21 protein-coding genes are annotated in these 20,418 nt (G+C 35.8%); 17 read left to right on the forward strand and 4 right to left on the reverse strand.

Translation table 11 applies throughout. From position 1 onward, the window contains the following. Nucleotides 1-120 precede the first annotated feature (120 nt). Nucleotides 121-591: a hypothetical protein gene (locus ACEN4L_RS09875; protein ID WP_407097589.1), complete on the reverse strand. Its 471-nt coding sequence runs from the start codon at nucleotides 589-591 to the stop codon at nucleotides 121-123. Then, on the reverse strand, nucleotides 578-2,077 hold the full coding sequence (locus ACEN4L_RS09880) for a response regulator (protein ID WP_407097590.1): 1,500 nt from the start codon (nucleotides 2,075-2,077) through the stop codon (nucleotides 578-580). The genes ACEN4L_RS09875 and ACEN4L_RS09880 overlap by 14 nt, the downstream gene beginning before the upstream one ends. Before the next feature lie 186 nt (nucleotides 2,078-2,263). Between ACEN4L_RS09880 and ACEN4L_RS09885 the strand changes: the two genes are divergently transcribed. From ACEN4L_RS09885 to ACEN4L_RS09925, 9 genes are all read left to right on the forward strand, one after another. After that, complete coding sequence (locus ACEN4L_RS09885; protein WP_407097591.1) at nucleotides 2,264-3,940, forward strand: extracellular solute-binding protein; 1,677 nt, start codon at nucleotides 2,264-2,266, stop codon at nucleotides 3,938-3,940. Nucleotides 3,941-4,074: 134 nt separating this feature from the next. Next, entirely contained in the window at nucleotides 4,075-4,995 is a 921-nt protein-coding gene (locus ACEN4L_RS09890; RefSeq protein ID WP_407097609.1) for an ABC transporter permease, read from the forward strand. 15 nt (nucleotides 4,996-5,010) lie between these two features. Continuing rightward, nucleotides 5,011-5,898 (forward strand): carbohydrate ABC transporter permease, encoded by an 888-nt coding sequence (locus ACEN4L_RS09895; protein WP_407097592.1) that lies wholly within the window; start codon nucleotides 5,011-5,013, stop codon nucleotides 5,896-5,898. Between the two features lie 7 nt (nucleotides 5,899-5,905). Beyond that, nucleotides 5,906-6,520 (forward strand): DUF624 domain-containing protein, encoded by a 615-nt coding sequence (locus tag ACEN4L_RS09900; RefSeq protein ID WP_407097593.1) that lies wholly within the window; start codon nucleotides 5,906-5,908, stop codon nucleotides 6,518-6,520. An 85-nt stretch (nucleotides 6,521-6,605) separates the two neighbouring features. After that, the gene (locus tag ACEN4L_RS09905; RefSeq protein WP_407097594.1) at nucleotides 6,606-7,715 is read left to right on the forward strand and encodes a Gfo/Idh/MocA family protein; all 1,110 of its coding nucleotides are present in this window, start codon (nucleotides 6,606-6,608) and stop codon (nucleotides 7,713-7,715) included. Nucleotides 7,716-7,730: 15 nt separating this feature from the next. Beyond that, nucleotides 7,731-8,450 carry a ThuA domain-containing protein gene (locus ACEN4L_RS09910; protein ID WP_407097595.1) on the forward strand — a complete coding sequence of 240 codons (720 nt, stop codon included), beginning with the start codon at nucleotides 7,731-7,733 and terminating at the stop codon, nucleotides 8,448-8,450. Nucleotides 8,451-8,507: 57 nt separating this feature from the next. Then, complete coding sequence (locus tag ACEN4L_RS09915) at nucleotides 8,508-9,476, forward strand: sugar phosphate isomerase/epimerase family protein (protein WP_407097596.1); 969 nt, start codon at nucleotides 8,508-8,510, stop codon at nucleotides 9,474-9,476. Between the two features lie 15 nt (nucleotides 9,477-9,491). Continuing rightward, nucleotides 9,492-10,556, forward strand: coding sequence for a Gfo/Idh/MocA family protein (locus ACEN4L_RS09920; protein WP_407097597.1), 1,065 nt, complete (start codon nucleotides 9,492-9,494; stop codon nucleotides 10,554-10,556). A gap of 395 nt (nucleotides 10,557-10,951) precedes the next feature. Beyond that, nucleotides 10,952-11,404, forward strand: a complete 453-nt coding sequence (locus ACEN4L_RS09925; protein WP_407097598.1) for a DIP1984 family protein — start codon at nucleotides 10,952-10,954, stop codon at nucleotides 11,402-11,404. A 312-nt stretch (nucleotides 11,405-11,716) separates the two neighbouring features. Here the strand turns inward: ACEN4L_RS09925 and ACEN4L_RS09930 are convergent, their stop codons facing one another. Continuing rightward, nucleotides 11,717-12,700 carry an ROK family protein gene (locus ACEN4L_RS09930; protein ID WP_407097599.1) on the reverse strand — a complete coding sequence of 328 codons (984 nt, stop codon included), beginning with the start codon at nucleotides 12,698-12,700 and terminating at the stop codon, nucleotides 11,717-11,719. A 126-nt stretch (nucleotides 12,701-12,826) separates the two neighbouring features. On the opposite strand from ACEN4L_RS09930, the gene ACEN4L_RS09935 reads away from it, so the two are divergent. The 8 genes from ACEN4L_RS09935 (at nucleotide 12,827) to ACEN4L_RS09970 (ending at nucleotide 18,604) form a co-directional block, all read left to right on the forward strand. Then, complete coding sequence (locus ACEN4L_RS09935) at nucleotides 12,827-13,453, forward strand: sugar O-acetyltransferase (protein ID WP_407097600.1); 627 nt, start codon at nucleotides 12,827-12,829, stop codon at nucleotides 13,451-13,453. 29 nt (nucleotides 13,454-13,482) lie between these two features. Further along, nucleotides 13,483-14,316: a histidinol-phosphatase HisJ family protein gene (locus tag ACEN4L_RS09940; RefSeq protein WP_407097601.1), complete on the forward strand. Its 834-nt coding sequence runs from the start codon at nucleotides 13,483-13,485 to the stop codon at nucleotides 14,314-14,316. Nucleotides 14,317-14,690: 374 nt separating this feature from the next. Continuing rightward, nucleotides 14,691-15,083, forward strand: coding sequence for a DUF1398 family protein (locus tag ACEN4L_RS09945; protein ID WP_407097602.1), 393 nt, complete (start codon nucleotides 14,691-14,693; stop codon nucleotides 15,081-15,083). A 159-nt stretch (nucleotides 15,084-15,242) separates the two neighbouring features. Continuing rightward, on the forward strand, nucleotides 15,243-15,842 hold the full coding sequence (locus ACEN4L_RS09950; protein ID WP_092480958.1) for a nitroreductase family protein: 600 nt from the start codon (nucleotides 15,243-15,245) through the stop codon (nucleotides 15,840-15,842). A gap of 190 nt (nucleotides 15,843-16,032) precedes the next feature. Beyond that, nucleotides 16,033-16,737: an FAD-dependent oxidoreductase gene (locus ACEN4L_RS09955; RefSeq protein WP_407097603.1), complete on the forward strand. Its 705-nt coding sequence runs from the start codon at nucleotides 16,033-16,035 to the stop codon at nucleotides 16,735-16,737. A 91-nt stretch (nucleotides 16,738-16,828) separates the two neighbouring features. After that, nucleotides 16,829-17,158 carry a hypothetical protein gene (locus tag ACEN4L_RS09960; protein ID WP_092480960.1) on the forward strand — a complete coding sequence of 110 codons (330 nt, stop codon included), beginning with the start codon at nucleotides 16,829-16,831 and terminating at the stop codon, nucleotides 17,156-17,158. A 252-nt stretch (nucleotides 17,159-17,410) separates the two neighbouring features. Next, nucleotides 17,411-18,229, forward strand: a complete 819-nt coding sequence (locus ACEN4L_RS09965) for a GyrI-like domain-containing protein (RefSeq protein ID WP_407123611.1) — start codon at nucleotides 17,411-17,413, stop codon at nucleotides 18,227-18,229. 165 nt (nucleotides 18,230-18,394) lie between these two features. Then, on the forward strand, nucleotides 18,395-18,604 hold the full coding sequence (locus ACEN4L_RS09970) for a hypothetical protein (protein WP_079650692.1): 210 nt from the start codon (nucleotides 18,395-18,397) through the stop codon (nucleotides 18,602-18,604). A gap of 270 nt (nucleotides 18,605-18,874) precedes the next feature. Here the strand turns inward: ACEN4L_RS09970 and ACEN4L_RS09975 are convergent, their stop codons facing one another. Continuing rightward, on the reverse strand, nucleotides 18,875-20,188 hold the full coding sequence (locus tag ACEN4L_RS09975) for an IS1380 family transposase (protein ID WP_407097605.1): 1,314 nt from the start codon (nucleotides 20,186-20,188) through the stop codon (nucleotides 18,875-18,877). Nucleotides 20,189-20,418 lie beyond the last annotated feature (230 nt).

The raw sequence follows: 20,418 nt of genomic DNA on the forward strand, positions 1-20,418 counted from the left end.
GGAATCAGCTAAATAAGCAAAATTTTCTGGAAATAGTCATCCTTTGCGTAAGCATTCGATTTTTTTTACTTTTTTCAAGAAAATAATAATTCAGAATATTCTGACTATATTTATGCAACACTAGTGATTGTTTAGTTTGAAATTAGTTGTAATGTCATCAGTAGCAATTTTTTTAACATAGTTTCCATGATCAAATAAATCAATAGTTGTGTATAAAGTAATATTAGATAGCATGTCTTGTTGTGAATGGATACTACTAAATAAAGGAACTAGTGTGTTCATATACAAATCATATTGTTCAAAGTTACTAGGTGATTCGATAGAGAGTCCATCAATCAAAAATCTTGAACTCGATAAAAATGAAAGTGCGTCTTCATAAGTTTTTAAACGTAGGTCAATTTGCTGGTAGACAGAGGTCAAATTATCTTCATTATTTGATTTTTCTTGAGATAATATAAAATGTTGTATAATAGCGATACTAAAAATTGTTAAAATAACTATAGGAAAAATGCCTGATATAAAGGAGATAGCAACAATTTTTTTTTGGAAAGAAAATCGCTGAAAAATTAATTTGATTTTATTCAAACTCATCAAGGCCCCCCTTTGTTTTACGGAAACGATCGGGAGTCATTCCAGTATATTTCTGAAAACTTTTTATAAAATAAGACTGACTATTGAAACCTATTAACCGGCCTATGTCACTCACTCTATAGTTGAAAGAAAGTAATAATTCTTTGGCTTTTTCTATACGAATTTCGTTAAGGAATTGATTAATACCAACGTTCTCTTCGCTTTTAAATAGTTTACTTAAATATTTTGGAGCAAGATGAACGTTCTTTGCTAGAGTATCTAGACTTAATTCTTCTTGATAGTGGTTCATCATATAATTTTTGGTTTCTCTAATATAATAGTTGGTTGTGTCATTCAAGTTAATAAAGCGTAGATTAATTTGAGATAATAGATGCTCAAAAGAAATAGGAATTTGTTTGAATTCTTGTGATTCTAAAATAACTTTAATATCACTTCTAAGTTCTGCCGGATTTATTTCAGAAACTTCTACTAAAATGCGGTAAAGGTTTCCAAAGAAAAAACGAACTATACTTGGAGATTCAATTGAAGCGCTATCAAATTGATTAAATAGAGAATAAAGAATATGTTTTAATCGTTTCAGGTCTTGATGGTAAATGGTTTCTTTCAATTGATTAATTAATTGTTGTTCAGTTTCTCTATTATGAGTAGGAAGCTCTAAAAGCAACAGAGGATTTGCCTCTTTCTGATAAAATTTTTGATTTAGCTTTTCAATAAGCTGTTGATAAGCAGTATAGATATTCTCTTGATTTTCAATTTGTTCAGATAGTTCAATTGTTACCTCAGATTGAATTTCAGATTGGATTTGATTATAAATCAATTCTTTTTTTTCTAATGCTGACTTACGATCTTTTACTTGTAAGAAACAAACTACTTGCGAGAGACTTGTTCTTACAAAAGTAATTGAATTGTTTGTATGAAGTCTTAGAAAGTGTTCTAATCTTTCAGTTTTGGGCTCATTAAAATCAATAACTAATAAATACGTTATCTTAGTTAGAAGGGGTAAAATCAGTTTTTGCTGTATTTCTGATAATTTATTCATGGGGGTTCCCTTAAGTATTTTAATCAAAACGTCTTGTTTTTCCATGTATAAATGAGTTTTTTCTATAAATTTATTTTTTATAATAAGTTGTTCCAACTTATCAAGTTGGTCATGAAATTCTTTGGGATTAATAGGTTTTAACAAATAATTTACGGCTTGTAAATCTATAGCTTTTTTTGCATAGCTAAAATCTTCGTATCCACTAATAAAAAGAGTGGGGATAGAGAGATCATTTTTTCGAATTTGCTCAACAAGTTCTATTCCTGAAACAAATGGCATCTGAATATCAGTAATAAGTAGATCAAATTTATGTTTAGAAAAAACTGCTAAAGCTTCTTTTCCATTTGATGCTTCATGAACTTGCCATGAAATTCTATGCTTTTCCATCAAATAATTAATAAGTTCCCGCTGATCAAGATGATCATCAACGATTAAAACCTTGAACATAATAAACCCTCCTAAAATAATAACGTTGAACAACCAAAGTATAATCTAAATACATTTATTTACCAATAACATATTTTTGAAAACGGTTTACAAAGTGGAAATTTTACCTTAATAGTGGAAATTGTTTCATATATTTTTTGAAAGCGATTTCGTATACTGTGTATATCAAGTATTGGAGGGGAAAAAATGAAAAAAATAAAAAACAAAGTATTGCTTTCTCTTTTGGCTGTAACACCATTCGTACTGGCTGCGTGTGGAGGAGATCAAACTGAAGAAACAGCAACAAATGCTGATGGGGATATCATTATGACTGTTGGACAGCAGACTGCGCCCAACTCTAAACTGCCAGAAGGTGATTCATTCAGTGATAATGCGTATCGAAGACTATTGAAAGAAAAACTAGGCATTGAATTAGAAAGTGCGTTTGAAGCTAACGGTGAAGATTACGATCGACAAGTATCATTGGCAATTGCTTCAGGAGATATTCCAGACATGATGGTAGTGTCTAGAGATGATTTGCAAGAATTGGTGGATAACGATTTAGTGGCAGATTTAACTGAGGTCTATGAAGAATATGCCAGCGACCAAATCAAAGAAATTTATGGTTCTTATGATGGAACTACGCTAGATGCGGCAACCATTGATGATCAATTAATGGCCATACCTGGAACAACAAATGATTTTGGTCCTAACATGGTTTGGATTCGACAAGATTGGGTAGAACAATTAGACATCAAATTGGATGAAGACGGAAATCATGCAATCACTTTAGATGAATTAGAATCAACAGCGAAAGCCTTTCAAGAAGGAGATCCGGAAGGAAATGGAAGAACACAGGGATTAGCAATTGCTAACTGGTTAACGTCAGGAGACCATGGTGGTTCTGGATATACTGCAACAGCCATCACGAATGCATTTGGAGCCTATCCGAAAGTGTATTTGCAAGATGATAATAATGATGTTTACTATGGATCAAATACAGAAGAAATGAAAGAATCTTTAGCGTATATGAATGAATTATTTGAAGAGGGTATTTTAGATCCGCAATTTGGAACAAGAACGTATGATGATATAAATGCAATGATGGTCAATGGTGAGCTGGGGATTGTGCCTGGACCTTGGCATATTTCAGACTGGGGATTGGTACAAGCTAAAACTGCTAATCCAGATGCAGAATTCATCCCATATGCTATTGAAAATGAAAATGGCGATGGTAACGTAAATGCAGTCAATAAATCTGCAACAGGAGGTTTTGTAGTTATAAGAAAAGGTTTTGAAAAACCAGAAGCATTGATTGAAATGCTTAATGTCGTTTTTGATGACGTAGCAAACTCGGAAAACATGGAAAATGAATATCCAGAGTTATATAAATATGCTCAGTTAGCTGTAGACGGATCTGTAAAACCATTCAATATAGAATTGTTTCCTAGTGAAAGCGAAATCACGGATGCTAAATTAGCAACTCAAGCAGCAAAAGAAGAGACTAGCATTGAGGAGATTTCTAAATTTGCGATTCAAAACAATGCCCGCAAAATTAAAACATACTTAGATAACCCAAGTGATGCTGAGCCAAGTGACTGGGCCGTGTATGCTTCTAGAACTTTAGCAGTCAATGATGTAATGGGCAGCACTCGTGAATCTAATATCTTAAATGAAGTTAAACCTGTTGTTATCTTTCAAACATTAGACTCTCAACAACGTAGTGGTGCGCAAGTCGGGAAACTTGAAGAAGAAATGTTTATCAAATTTGTTACAGGAGAAGAATCGTTAGATAATTTTGATAAGTATGTATCAGATTGGAATAGCCAAGGTGGGACAGTTATCTTGGATGAAATGCAGACCGCTGTAAACGAACAAGAGTAATTAATGGATAGATGGGTCATTTTTATCTTGAACAGATGACCCATTTTCTAGATAGGAGTAAATGAAAGATGGAACAGAAAAATCAAACTGTGAAGAAATCAATATTCAAGAAAAATCAACATTTCTATTTAGCGATGGAACAGATAAAAAAACCTGTGAAGAAGTCAATATTCAAAAAAGATCAACATTTCTATTTAGCAATGATGCTCCCTGGAATAATTTTTTTATTGATTTTTGCATATGGGCCTATGTTTGGGCTGTTTATGGCATTTCAAGACTTTGTTCCTGCTAGAGGAGTTTTTGGATCTGAATTTGTAGGTCTGGATAATTTTAAATACTTATTTAATCTACCTGACATTTGGCGTGTTACTTACAATACAATTTTTATTGCTGTAGGAAAGATAGTACTAAACACCATTATTCCTATTATCTTTGCCATTTTATTAAATGAAATTCGTGTTAAGTGGATGAAAAAATCTATGCAAACAATTGTTTACCTTCCACATTTTCTTTCGTGGGTAATTTTAGGATCAGTCGTTGTGAATCTATTTAATTTAGATGGAGCAGTGAATCAACTTCTAGAACTATTCGGCTTAGATGTAATTAATTTTTTAGGAAGTAATAAAGTATTTCCACATTTACTAATTTGGACCGATGTTTGGAAAGGGTTTGGGTATAATTCAATCATCTTTTTAGCAGCTATTACATCTATTGATCCAGGAACTTACGAAGCGGCTACGATGGATGGAGCGAGTTGGTGGCAGAAAGTACGACATGTTACTTTACCAGGGATGCTGCCATTTATTATTTTAATGACAATTCTAGCTCTACCAGGTATCTTAAGCGCTGGTTTTGATCAAGTATACAACTTGTATTCACCACCGGTTTACGCTAGTGGAGATGTATTAGATACATATATTTATCGTATTGGTTTAATAGGACGCGACTACAGCTTAGGTACTGCTGTTGGATTGATTCGTTCAATTGTAGGTTTGATTTTAATTTATGTATCAAACAAAATAGCTGAAAAATCGACAAATCGTGTGATGTTCTAAAAAAGGGGCAAAAAAATGAAAGAAAAATTTGGTATTCGCCAGTTTACTATTTATACAATCGTTATTTTACTTACTTTATCTTGTTTGATTCCAATGCTGAATGTTATCTCATTATCTTTGAGTAGTTCAGCGGCAGTAGCAGGAAACAAGGTAGGGTTATGGCCAGTAGATCTAACTACGGCAGCATACGAACGTATTGTTAATGATACACAATTTTGGCGTTCGTTCGGTATCTCGGTATTTCGAGTATTTGCTTCACTAATCATTAATTTATTTATGATTGTTACCTTAGCTTATCCATTATCAAAATCAAAGAGATTTTTCCGTGCCAGAGGTGTTTTTATGAGCATTATTCTTTTTGCTATGCTATTTAATGGCGGAATGATCCCTACGTATTTAATCGTAAAAAACTTAGGTATGATTAACAGCGTATGGTCATTGATTTTACCTGGAGCTGTTCCCATTGGTAGTGTTATTTTGGTAATGAACTTTTTCCGTGGTGTACCAAAATCACTAGAAGAATCTGCATGGTTAGATGGCGCCAATCCGTGGAATATTTTGACTAAAATTTATATTCCTATTTCATTGCCATCTTTAGCTACGGTTTCACTTTTCAGTATCGTTGGAAGTTGGAACGATTTTATGAGTGGTTTAATCTATATGACTAAGGTTGAAAATTATCCGTTGATGACTTACATTCAATCGCTGTCGGTAAATATTGCTGAGACATTACAAAATTCAGCTGGAATGAGCTCGGAACAACTACAAAGCTTATTAGCGGTATCTGATCGTAATTTGAATGCTGCAAAAATCGTTGTAGCAATTGTTCCTTTATTATTGATTTATCCGTTTTTACAAAAGTATTTTGTGCATGGCATTGTTGTCGGTGCAGTAAAGGAGTAAGAAGAGTATGCAAGATTTCTTTCGTGTAGAAGGTCCATTTTATCGAGTTACTCTGAAGATATGGGGACTATTTGTTTTAAATCTTTTAATGTTGATCACTAGTTTACCAATTCTCACTATGGGGGCTTCTCAGACCGCTGGATTCACAGTAACTATACGGATGATTTCTTCAGGTGAAACGAGAATTGTATCAACTTATTTTCAATCTTTTAAAGAAAATTTAAAGCAAAGTACGATCATTTGGTCAGGAATTTTAGTTTTGTCAGGAATATTGATCATTAATTGGAACTATTTGAGTTCATTCAATCAATTAAACAGTTGGGTAACGATAGGAGTGGCAATTGTTACCTTGATAGTAGTTCATTTTTTTCAAGTTGTATTTTTTTATATTTCTCGCTTTGAAGATTCGACTAAACAAGCTGTCATAAATATCATAAAGCTGCCGTTTTATTATCCTGTTAAGACGTTATTGTTATTACTGATCTCAATACTACCTATTGTAATAACTTTATTGTCACCGTACTTAGTAGTCTTTGGACTGTATATTAGTATTTTTATAGGAATCAGCTTTATTCATTTTTTGAGAACCTATTTGCTGCTCGATCTGTTTAAAAAAGTATAGAGAAAGAAAAGAATTTTGTGTGAGCTAATGGAACGTCTCAGTGTAATAGAAAAACAAATGAAGAGATAGAGAGGAAGTAATAAATATGATTAGAATTGGGATAATAGGTTGTGGGGGAATTGCAAACGGAAAACATCTTCCTTCGCTAGCAACAGTAGAGAATGCAGAGATTGTAGCTTTTTGTGACATTATTGAAGAACGAGCGAGTAAAGCGCGTGAAGATTATGGTTCGGATGCAGCAAATGTCTATACCGACTATAGAGAATTATTAAAGGATGAAAGTATTGACGTTGTTCATGTATGTACACCAAATATATCTCACGCAGAAATCTCCATTGCAGCAATGGAAGCTGAAAAGCATGTAATGTGTGAAAAACCAATGGCTAAAACGTCTATTGAAGCAAAAGCAATGATTGAAACGATGAAGAAGACTGGTAAAAAATTAACGATTGGTTACCAAAATCGTTTTAGAAAAGATTCCCAACATTTACATATGCTATGTCAAGAAGGAGAGCTAGGGGAAATATATAATGCGAAGGCACATGCCATTCGTAGAAGAGCAGTTCCAACTTGGGGAGTATTTTTAGATGAAGAGGCACAAGGCGGAGGACCATTGATTGATATAGGAACTCATGCATTAGATTTAACTCTATGGATGATGGATAATTATAAACCAAAATATGTGGTAGGGAGCGCTCATCATAAATTATCACAAACCAAAAATGCTGCAAATGCATGGGGATCTTGGAATCCTAATGAATTTAACGTAGAAGATTCAGCTTTTGGTTTTGTCACGATGGAAAATGGAGCTACGATTTATTTGGAAGCGAGTTGGGCTTTAAATTCCTTAGAAATAGGAGAAGCTAAAACTACTTTGCACGGAACAAAGGGCGGAGCAGATATGAAAGATGGGTTATGCATCAATGGAGAAGAGCATGGTTTACTTTTCAGTAAAAATGTTGAGCTGGAAACAGGAGGTGTTGATTTCTATGATGGGGCAGGTGTTAATCCGGCTGACATAGAAGCGAAACAATGGATTGATTGTATTATAAACGATACAGAACCTGTTGTGAAACCGGAAGAGGCTTTAGTAGTCACACAAATACTAGAAGCTATTTATAAATCCTCCCAAACGGGCGCGCCAGTTTACTTGAATAAAGTAGAAGAAGCTGAGACTGTTTTACAAACTATTTAAAAAGAGGGATAGAAAATGAAGGTAACCATTTGGAATGAATTTCGGCATGAAAAGACAAGTGAAAAAGTAAAGGAAATATATCCTGAAGGCATCCACAAACAACTGGAAGTTGTGCTCAAATCTGCTGGGTTCGATACAAAAACAGCAGTATTAGATCAACCTGAACATGGTTTAACTGAAGAAGTATTAAACGAGACAGATGTATTAGTGTGGTGGGGACATATGGCTCATGACGAAGTTGCAGATGAAATTGTGAGTCGTGTTCATAAGCGAGTTCTAAACGGAATGGGGCTAGTTGTGCTGCACTCTGCGCACATGTCTAAAATTTTTATGAAATTAATGGGCACCAGCTGTGATTTGAAATGGCGAGAAGCAGAAGAAAAAGAGCGGTTGTGGGTTATTGATCCAAGTCATCCTATTGCTGAAGGAATTGGGGAATTCATTGAATTAGAGAAGGAAGAAATGTACGGCGAACATTTTGATGTGCCGACGCCTGATGAACTGATTTTTGTTGGATGGTACGAAGGAGGAAATGTTTTCCGCAGCGGGATGACTTACAAAAGAGGAAATGGAAAAATATTCTATTTCCAACCGGGTCATGAATCGTATCCTACCTATTACAATAAGGAGATTCAGCAAGTAATCATAAATGGAGTAAATTGGTGTAAACCAACAGAACGTATGTATCCAGTTTACGGAAACAGCGCATCTTTAGAAGAAATAAAAAATAACTAGCAGAAAAGATGCAACAGATTATTTTTAAAAATAATAGAATGAGGAGTGGAAGTCAGTATGAAATTAGGTGTATTCACGCCATTATTTGCAAATTTAAGTTTTGAAGAAATGTTGGATAAAGTTCAAAGTGCGGGATTGGATGCCGTCGAAATTGGAACAGGTGGAAATCCAGGTAATCATCACTGTCCTACTGATGAATTGTTAGAAAGCGAAGAAAAAAGAGAAGCTTATTTAGCAGAGTTAGAAAAACGGAATTTAACCATTAGTGCATTTAGTTGCCATAATAACCCCATTTCTCCTGATGCTTCTGAAGCCAAAGCTGCAGATGAAACATTAAGAAAAACGATCCAATTAGCTTCTTTAATGGGGGTTCCAGTGGTAAATACTTTTTCTGGGGTTGCAGGCGACAGTGATGACGCTAAAACACCAAACTGGCCTGTTAGTCCTTGGCCTGAAGTTTATAGTGATATTTATAACTGGCAATGGGAAAATAAATTAATTCCTTATTGGAAAGAAATTGGCGAAATGGCTACTGAATACGGAGTTAAAATCGGTATTGAACTGCATGGGGGATTTTTATGCCATACTCCATATACCATTTTGAAACTGAGAGAACAGACATCTGATTCAATTGGCGCGAATCTTGATCCCAGTCACTTATGGTGGCAAGGTATTGATCCGGTTGGAGCTATAAAAATACTAGGTGAAGCAGGAGCAATCCATCATTTCCACGCCAAAGACACCTACCTTGATCAAGACAACATCAATATGTATGGTTTAACAGATATGCAACCATATGGTGACGTAAAATCCAGAGCATGGACTTTCCGATCTGTTGGATGTGGACATGACATACAAGTATGGTCAGATATGATGAGTGCTTTGAGACTGTATGATTATGACTATGTAGTCAGTATTGAACACGAAGATCCATTAATGTCGATTAATGAAGGATTTAGCAGAGCTGTAACGAATTTACAATCTATTTTAATTAAAGAAACACCGCAATCTATGTGGTGGGCGTAAGAAAGGTTGAGTAATTTGGAGAAATTAAAAGTTATTATTGTTGGCTATGGAGGAATGGGAAGTTTTCATGCTCAACTAATTAGAGACAATGAAGAAGTAGAACTGCACGGTATATTCGACACATCGGAAACGCGTCAGCAGAATGCCGTCGAGAATGGTTTAACAGTTTATGGCAGTCTAGAACAAGTATTAGCCGATGAAGTTGTTGATGTGGTATTAATCTCAACACCAAACGATATCCATAAATCAATCGCCATTCAAGCCTTGCAAGCTGGGAAGCATGTTATTTGCGAAAAACCAGTTACACTTAATAGTATTGATTTCGCGGAAATAATGGAAATTGCAAAACAAGAAAACCGAGTTTTTATGGTGCATCAAAATCGTCGTTGGGACAGCGATTTTCAAATGATTAAAGATTTATATGAGACTCGTAAGCTGGGAGATGTTTTCCAAATAGAGTCCCGAGTTCAAGGAGCCAATGGAATACCGGGTGATTGGCGCCATTTAAAAGAACAAGGTGGAGGAATGTTGCTAGATTGGGGTGTACATTTGTTAGATCAATTGTTGGATCTAGTTGATAGCCCTTTAGTTAAAATAGCAGCTGATCTAAGCTATGTCTTAGGCGATGAAGTAGATGATGGATTTATCAGCTATCTCACTTTTGAAAATGGCGTTAAAGCTATTGTAGAGGTTGGGACAACCAACTACGTGAAACTTCCACGCTGGTATGTAAAAGGCACTACTGGAACTGCTGTTATTCACGATTGGGATCTTAAAGGTGAAATTGTAAAGCAAAGTAATGTGGAATTTGTAGTTGCACCAAAACCGATAAAAGCAGGACAAGGATTAACGAAAACAATGGCTCCACCTTCAGAGGAATCCGTAATTAGGGAAACATTTGAAGAAGTTCAAGTAACTGCGGATTCTTTCTATACGAATTTTGCTAAAGTCGTTGTTGGGGAAGCTGAACCTATTGTTAAAAATGAAGAAGTGTATCGTGTAATGAAAGTGATTGAAGCTATTTTTAAAGCGGCGGAAAATGGAAATAGCATTGACTTAATGGAGTTACAACTGCATTAAAAAATGAATTAAGCATAAAATATAAAAAAAGCATTACAACAAGCACAAAGGTTACTCCCTTTCAATATAGTAAGGGATGACTTTTGTGCTTGAATCATTTTGATTGTTGGACGAAATTTTTTGTCTTTTATTTGTTTAATTGAGTTGTATCGTGTTATAACGAGTAGGTTAATGTAACTACGGATGTCACGAAAAGCCTCTTTTATCAATATAGTATGGAAGTGGTAGAGAAAAGACGATAGATTATTGATGAAATAAAAAATTTGTTGAGAATAATTCTGAAAATAAATTGCTAACGGCAGAATATCGCACTTCTTTCGGCAGATTTCTTGCTAAAAAGTGTCTTTTTCATTACCCTAAGCTTATAGACTCGTGAACTGAAAGGAAGTTTTTCTATGAAACTTGCGGAAGCATTACTCTTGAGGCGGGATCTTGAAGCAAAGTTAACTTCGCTGAAACAGGAGATTTTAGCGAACGCCTTGATTCAAGAAGGAGACTCATTGGATATAAGTATGGACGAATTGATCCAGGATTATCAAAAAACGAATGAGGAATTCTCTCAGTTAGTCGTAAAAATCAATCAGCGGAATTCTTCGGCTAATCTGTATGATACTGATAAATTGATTGTCGAAGCGTTGGAAGAAAGAGAATCATTAAGAAGGCAGCACGGACTGCTTAATAATACTATCGAAACAGCCAATGATATCAGACGATTTGGACGAAATGAAATCCGAATGGTACGAACCGTTGATACGAAGGAATTAACTAAAAAAATGAATGTAGTTTCTAAAAAATTACGAGAACTAGACGGACAGATTCAACAAACAAATTGGCTGGTGGATTTATAAGCTAAGCTGTTGGGTGGGAAATCAAAGGCGAGCACACAGCCCGTACAGGCTCAAATGTACACCCTATGAGGTTTGGCAGGATCCTTTAATCATCAATGACTGCTCAACAATGACATCAGAAATAATAACAAATGAATAATTAATGACCATGTGCTGATTTGATTATGGTAGGGAAACACCCCTTGATCTAAGATCAAGGGGTGTTTAAGTTGAACAGGATTTCCAAAAAAATGCGAAAAGGTCCGAAGTTTTTAATAAGATACTTCGTCAAATTAATGTAGTCAATTTTAAGACAACAAAGGGAGGAGACGGTTAATTCTCTGTTGCCATTTTTTCCAACCCTAATTTAATCAATCCATTTAAATAGTTCTGTGAAAAATCCTGTGAAAGAGTTATGTTCGGGAAAACATTGTAAGGAAATAATTCAGCTAGGTTTTTGATGATCAAATCTATTTTGATGTGATCCAGCCAATTATCGGGTACATATAGGATGATTTCATGCGGATCATACATAGCTATTATAGATTGAAGTGTTTCTGACAATATGGAATTTAATTCTGATTTTTTCAACGGAAAGTGTCTGTGTTTTAGATTTGGCAAATGCTTAATTTCACCACTTAAATTATTGTAACCTCTAAAAATGTGCTGATTAATAATTAGTGAAGCACCTGGAGGAAAACTTTCCGGAAAATAAACTCCAGCAGTAATGTGGTTATTTTCTGTGGAATACCCAAAAGTTGCTGCATTAACGTCGTTTTCGATAAATGAATCGACAGCGATTTTTTTTGTTATTTCATCATTGAGATTCAAATGTCTAAAAGGTTTAAAATCCATGATTTTTAAGTTGTTGTCTACTTCTACTCCTGGTATTCCAGAAAGTGCAATGGATATTTCCGGAAACTTTGACTTCATATTTGAAATAGTTTCAAGAAACGTGGTTAACTTTATTGACGATAAGTACTCTCGCTCGATAATATTGCCTAATAAATCAACAACGTAAAAATTAACAACCATTTTTTTTTCTTGCTCAAGGAATTGATGAATTAAAAATAATTTACGACGTTCATTAAATTTATAAGCAATGGCACGACGCCCACCAGTTTCAAAAGGAGTGTCCAGCTCGACGAAGGTGTTGCTTTGGACAAGATCTGGAATGAGCTTATTGATTGTAACAACGCTTAAATGAGATTGTTCTGACAATTGTCTTTTAGTCATTGGAGCAGCGTTTTGTTTAAGCAGCTCTATTAATAAATCTTGATTATGTTTTTTAATGTTTTTTTGGTTGTATGCTTTCATTTGTGAGCCCTCCTTTGAACTTAATAATAGCAGAAAAAAATAAAGAAGACATCTTTATTAATTATGTTAATAAAGGTATAATGCGTATAGATAATTAACTTTGTTAATAAATGGAGAACGAAATAAATGACAAAAGACTTTGATTACCAACAAATGTTAGCAGGAGAATTATATTTTGCATCAGATATATTTCCAGAGAATAGCTCGTTAGAAGGCAAAAAACTAGCACAAAAAATTAATAGCCTGCCGATAGAAAATAAGGAAGAAATTGTAGCGTTAGAGAAAAAATTGTTTGGTAAGACAGGAAATTCTGTATATGTTAATCCACCATTATATGTCGACTATGGCCGACACGTAGAGATAGGCAATAATTTTTATGCAAATATGGATTGTATTTTTTTAGATGTGAATAAGATTATCATCGGAGACAACGTAATGGTTGGCCCTCGGGTAAGTTTCTACACAGCCGGTCACCCAACTGATGCGGAAATTAGAATAAAGGATCTTGAATTTGGTCTGCCTATTGTAATTGAAGATAACGTTTGGATAGGAGGAAGTGCTTCGATTCTTCCTGGAGTGACAGTTGGAAAAAATTCAATTGTAGCCGCAGGAGCAGTGGTAACCAAAGATGTTCCCCATGATACGATTGTAGGAGGAAATCCAGCTAGAGTGATCAGAAACATAGGGGAAAAGGATAAGGAAAAATGGGGAAAAGCGATGCGAGAGTATCATGCAGCAAAGAATGGTCAATAAATTTTTGATAATTTAAAGGAGGTTTTTAAATGGTTTATGCGGATTATCATGTCCATAGTGATTACAGTGACGATTCCTGGTATTTAATGGAAGATGTCGTAAAAGATGCTATTCAGATGGGTTTAAAGGGAATTTGTTTTACCGATCATGTAGACTACGGGGTTAAACCAGATTGGAAACCAGATGAAGAATTCCAGGCAGGCAAGAATACAGAAGTTAAAAATGTTCACTACGAATTTTATTTTTCAGAGCTGGATAAACTTTCTAGAAAATACGCAAACAAAATAACCATAAAAAAAGGGTTAGAGTTTGGAATGCAAACTCATACGATTCCTCAATTTGAAAAACTTTATCAGACTCATGACTTTGACTTTATTTTGTTATCGGTGCACCAGATTGGAAATAAAGAGTTTTGGACGGGAGAGTTTCAAAAGGGGCACACACATCAGGAAAGCTATGATAAATACTATGATGAGATGTATCAGTTAGTCACTTCTTATAAAGATTATAGCGTTTTGGCGCATATGGATTTGGTACGGCGGTATCTAGATAAAGAAGTTGATATGTTTGAATATAGTAAAGATAAAGTTGAACAAATCCTAAGAATGGTTATTGAGGATAATAAAGGAATCGAAATAAATACTTCTTCTTTTCGATACGGAATAAATGGACTGACACCTTCGATTGAAATTTTAAAGTTGTATCATGATCTTGGAGGAACCATTATTACAATAGGAAGTGACAGCCACAAACCTGAGCATTTAGGCTTTCATATTAACGAGTCAAAGAAACTATTGAAAGACATAGGTTTTAAACACTTCTGTACGTTTGACAGAATGAATCCAATTTTTCATGAGTTATAATTGATGAGAAAGCTTTATGAATTGTATGGATATAGATTTCTCAATGCTGCCTTAAGAAATTTCTAGAAGTTTACTGTTACAATAAAGAGCTTAAGATTATGATAACTACTGCTCAGAACGGATGCCAAAAAAGTCTCCAAATATGTATCAATAAAATATGGTGGTGTGTCAACTACCAAAAGCGTCACGCTAAACAGATAACGAATAAATGAAATGCTGATTTCTCGTGAAGAGGAGTTAGCATTGTTTTTTTTGATATCAATATTGCTGTGCAGGATAAAAATTAGGATACAATTTAACTTTTTGGTAAATTGTAATCAAACTAAACTATTAGCAAAGAAAGTTTAGTTGTTCGTGAAAAGGAGTGAACACAAATGAGTCTAAATTATCAAGATATTGAACAGGCTGTAAATGCAGAAGAAAACGCTGGCGGCTTCGCTCAGTTAATGTCTGAAATAAAAAAATTAGGTGTGAAGCGTTATGATTACTTAGTTGCTGAAGGGGTGTATCGTTATTATGATGAAAAAAGCTTTGTTGAGTTAAAAATGAACGGAGTCCCAAAAGTAGTGGCTGATCGAAGCGATATTGCAGCCCTCAAGTCGGCTGTGAAAACCGCACAATCAGGAGCAATTGATTTTGAACGGTTTTGTGAGCTAGCTGGAAAAGCGGGGGTTCCATTTTGGACGAGCAATTTAGTAACGAAAGAAGTAACGTATTTCGACAACCAACATCATGTACTACATCTAGAACCAATCCCAGGAGTGTAAGATAAAAGGAATAAGTTTTATTAATTTGTGAACTGAATAAAAATAGTTAAATATTATTTCGAATTCGATATATTCGGTGTTGACTTACTTCTTTTTATTTGTTAAACTTACAATTAATAAGTGCTAAAAAGCAAATAAACCTTAAAAGGAGATTTACACATGACACAATTTACAGACTTAATCAAAGAACGCCGTACAGCTTACGCTATCGGAACGAACACTGAGTTATCAAACAAAGAAATCGCTGACCGCATTCGCGAGGTAGCTCAACAAATCCCAACGGCTTTCAACAGCCAAACAACTCGTTTAGTAGTTGTATTTGGAGAAGACAACGTTAAATTATGGGACCACATCTTAGACGTTCAAAAAGACGTTATGCAAGGCGACATGTGGGAAATGATGTCAGGCGTAATGCAAGGCGCTAAAGCTGGCGTTGGTACTGTATTATTCTTCGAAGATCGCGATGCTGTTAAAGGTGCATTAGGCGAAAACGAACGTGCAACTGTATACAAACAACACCACAGTGCAAATGCACAATACGGTATCTGGTTGGCATTGACTGACTTAGGTTTAGGCGGAAGCTTACAACATATGAACATTGGCTTTGAACAAGGATTCGACAAATCAGTAAAAGACATGTTCAACTTACCAGCATCATACGAAATGATCGCTCAAATGCCATTTGGTTCAATCGAAGCAGAACCAAATCCAAAAGAATTCATCGACAGCAGCGAACAAGTTCGCGTAGTTGGAGAGTAATCAAACGATTCGCTCTTTGATACTTAAAGCATCTGGCTCCTTTAAAAAGGGGTTCAGGTGCTTTTTTTCGTAGTCATTTAGTTAAATCACCCAGAGTTATTCGTTGACAGCACATAAGACTGCGCCTACAATCCGTGTAAGAGTTGCTTACATAGTAAGCATTCATCTGATTCATTGAGGAGGAAAGATAATGGACTTCAACGATGTAAAAGGCGTGGTCAGACAAGGCGAGCTTCCGATTGAGAGTGTTGAAAATCCTTATGGTGATTACTATATCGTCAAGATCAAAAATGATGCCGGATTAACATGGGTTCCGGGTGAACACGGTATTAATACATTGCCGAACAAGCAGGTTGAAGGTAGGAAGTACCGTTTGTTTTCAGTAGCTTCGATACCAGAAGAGGGATTCTTACTGATTGGGACACGAACGGGAAAGGAGATTAGCAGTTTCAAGCAAGTGTTAGTGAATATGCAGCCAGGTGAAAAAATCACGATACGAGGTCCATTTGGCTGGATGAAAGTGAAAGACGAAACGTCTCCCATCGTGATGTTCGCCAATGGGGTGGGGATAACGCCGTTTCGTGCACTGCTGAAGCAGTTGGAATTGGATACTCGCCGTCCAATTGAAGTCGTCTACTCATCTTCGAAGTATTATCTCTTTGGGGAGGAGATTGAAAGCATCGCGCAGAACAACCCGATGATTCATTTGCACAAAATGACTTCACGAGAAGAAACGACTGCAAAATTGGATGAACTCGCTTTAAAATACGGGGATACCGCCTATTATTTCAATTCAGGATCACCTGCTGTATTGAAGTTCGTCAAAAAACGCTATCGAGAAAAAGGAATCTCTAAAAGGTGTATTGTTTCGGATACATTTTTTGGAGCGAAGTAACGAAACTTTCACTAGTTCTTTCTCTAAAAAAGATTATAATAACAGAGTAAGTACCGAAAGCAAATCAGCGATCAAGGAGATGGATTTCAGGATGGGACTAGAAGACAAAGACTTTATTTTGCGCCAAGTGCAAGAGTTAGCAGAAGGGATCGGCAAATTTCTTGGAAAAGAGTCGATCAAGGAACTGATCAATTACGATCAGTCACAAGAAGGCGCCTTGTCAGATGAGGATATCGAAGCGATTTTACTGATTACGACTATTAGGGATATCCAAGAGAGTGAAGGGCTGTCGGACGAAGACCTGTCAAATGAATTAGGTATGCCGGAAAACGGCTTAGAGAAGTTGTACAATAATGAGCGGTCCGTCACACCAGATGAACTTAACGCATTGCGAGATTTTGTGGAAGAGAAGGAAAGCTGATAGTAAGAAGACGCAGACGCAAGAGTAAAAGCACCATTCTATTGTGGTGCTTTTGATGATCCCGCTGGTAAAGTAAAACTAATACAAAGAAATGAAAGCGGTATCTTGTCCGAGGGCGCAACAAATGTTTCAAAAAGAATAGAGCACCCGACAATTTTTGAGCAAGTATTGTCGGGAGAAAAAGTTCTGTATCCTATAGTATGTATACGAGAGGAGAAGAAAATGGACTGGCTGGAGAGAATAAATAGAGCAATGGACTATATAGAGCAGAATTTATCCGATGAAATTGATGGGAGAGAGGCAGCCCGACTAGCCTGTTGCCCTGAATATCATTTTCCCAGGATGTTTTCTGCTCTGACCGGAATATCACTGTCAGAATACATTAGAAGGAGGCGATTGTCACAAGCCGCATTTGAGTTGCAAAATGTTCCTGATGTTCGGATCATTGATCTTGCTCTCAAGTACGGGTACGACTCCCCAGATTCTTTTACTCGGGCTTTTAAAAGCCTTCATGGAGTTACTCCAACGACAGCCCGCAGCAAAGGGGTCGAATTAAAAGCTTTTCCAAGACTTTTCTTTCAAATGACGATCAAGGGAGAGAGTGAAATGGATTATAGGATAGAAGTGCTAGATGCTGATATTGAGATTGTCGGGGTCAAGCAAGAAGTCGTTACACAAGAGGCTTTTCATACTATTCCTAAATTATGGGAAGAAGCGACTGCTAGTGGATTGGTACCGCGTATCATTGAGATGTCTTGGGAAAATCCGCAATGCAAAATGGAAGGAATCTTAGGAGTATGCGGAAAACAAGCCGCAATAACAGACGAAAAATTTGATTATCTTATAGGGTGCTGCTATACTGCTGAATACCCTGGTGACATGGAAAAAACAGTAATCCCTAAAAGTACTTGGGTTGTCTTTCCTAATATCACTGAAGCTTGGAAACGCCTATATACGGAATGGATGCCGACTTCCGGTTACGAATTAGCAGATTTGCCGTGTATTGAGAATTACTTGGCTCCTGACAGAGTTCCAAATAATGAGCTTTGGGTCCCTGTAATAGCAAAGTAATCCATGATTTCAAAAACTATGTTCACAAAGTTGCGAACAACTTTTCCATCATCTGTTTAAATCCATCAAAACATGCTATAATGAGTAGCTTAAGATCACTACGATAGTAATAAAGAACGGATGCCGAAAAGCCTCCGCTAGTGATATATATGGAGGTGTAAGAGAATGCAAAAACGATGGACGATCGGTGAAATCAAAAAGTTTGTTGAAACCAATTCAGACAGCAAACTATTGACGACAGAATACCAAGGTTTTTCTCAAAAGTTGGAATTTGAATGTGCATGCGGCAATACATTTGAAAAAACATTCAAGAAATTTAAAACCAATCATCAACGCAAATGTGATGTTTGCCAACCGCCAAAAACTTCACGCTAAATCATAAACAAAAAGCCGATTTCTCTTTAAGAGAAGTCGGCTTTTTTAGCATCATTAACTGGTCCTGAATAATTCATACTTTTTATAAACTACCAAATTTTATAATTATCTGTTTAGTTTTATGCTCAATGGCTCTTTTTCTCAAAAATATTTTTCTAAAGGGTTTAATTTATTTTTGCTAACTGATTAAGTTCAAGAAAGACCTCATTTTGAGCGCACTCATCCTATCGGATGGTTAACGAATTTTTTTGAATGGCGCAATAAACGCAACTAACACTGCAGTACCTGAATGTTTTGTAGAATCCGATAAAATAGCTTTTGGTAAACATCGTAACTACTTAATTTCAAGTATTGTCTTCTTCCGGAATGAACTATCTTTCCAGCAATTTTAAAGAGAAATAAGCGAATAGTAGAAACCTGATACCCTTTCGTTTCATTGGTAAAACACAATGTTCGCATGAAGTTCACGATATTGTAAGCCAATAGGCTTACGATCATACGAGCATGATTTTCTATAAAACGTGGGCTATCTGTTTTATCCAAGTAAAAGCCGTTTTTTGCTTCCTTAATGTAATTTTCCATCGTTCCTCTTTTTGAATACGTTTGGAAAACCATTTTTGGAGAGACGTCTTTTGAAAAATTGGTAATGATGAATTCATGTCTAAAAAGCAATTCACTAGCTTCTCTGGTTGATTTTATGCAGGTCCTTCTGGATTTTCCCCACGACTTTGCTTGATAAGTGGCGTTATAGTAATGAACTTCTTTCTTACCCCAATCGTGATGATCCTTAATGGTAACGAATTGCTCAGCGATTCTGTACAGATTACGATTGGATTTCAAACGGATAGTATACAAACTATCGTACTCTTCACAAAGTTCATACAAATCAGGCATTGCGAATCCACTATCTGCACGTACCATAATAGTGCTTACTGGTGTCACAGAGTGATAATGCTCAAATAATGGACGAGTAAATGCTGCGACGCCTTTTGAGGTGTAGACATTTCCAGAACGAAGTTCTGCTTTAAGAACGTCTCCGGTAAGACCATCAAAGGCAACGAGTGGATGATAACCGGTTGTCTGGTAATGCGCATTATAATCGGTCATTTCTTGGTTTCCAAAGGTATCACTGTGAGTAGAATCTAAATCGAAAATCATTTCGTTCGTATTTCGAATCGTACGTGCTTTATCAATCAAAATCTGGTTAACCTTTTGTAGCTGGACGATATTTTCTGTTGACATCCGATCCCAAAAGCGAGAAATGGATGACTGTGAAGCCAACCGCTTTTTGCTTAAAACAGCTTGAAAGATAGGATCCGTTGCTAATATATTGGCTGAAGAATCTGTAGGATAGCCTGCAATCAACTGCAAGATGATTTGTTCCAGAATAGATTCATTTTCATGAACATGATACAGTCGGTCATCTTGAATCTGGATGTTTTTACATAAGATTTGGCTAAACTCAAATTTGTTCATGAATTCTTTTGCTAATATTAAGCCGGAATCTGAGGACAAATTTCCACCAGAGTGAGATACTGTAACATTTGAATTGAAAAGTAGACGATTTTCGTGTAAAGTTGCCATTGAGAGAACCCCTTTCTTTGGTTAGGTTTAGTCACTTTAACCATAGCAGATTGGGGTTCTTTTTGTACACCCAAAGGGTGCGAATAAACGAAACAAAATAGACTGTTATAACAAGGTTTTTGAAGCGTTTTTGAAAAACTATGAATTATTCAGGAGCTATATGCTGAAAAAATTATATTGATTTTCTAGTTTTTTGTGAGTGAAGTAGTAAACAAGACTATTCTAAAAAA

This window comes from Desemzia sp. FAM 23988, from assembly GCF_045528365.1.
Lineage (GTDB): Bacteria > Bacillota > Bacilli > Lactobacillales > Carnobacteriaceae > Desemzia.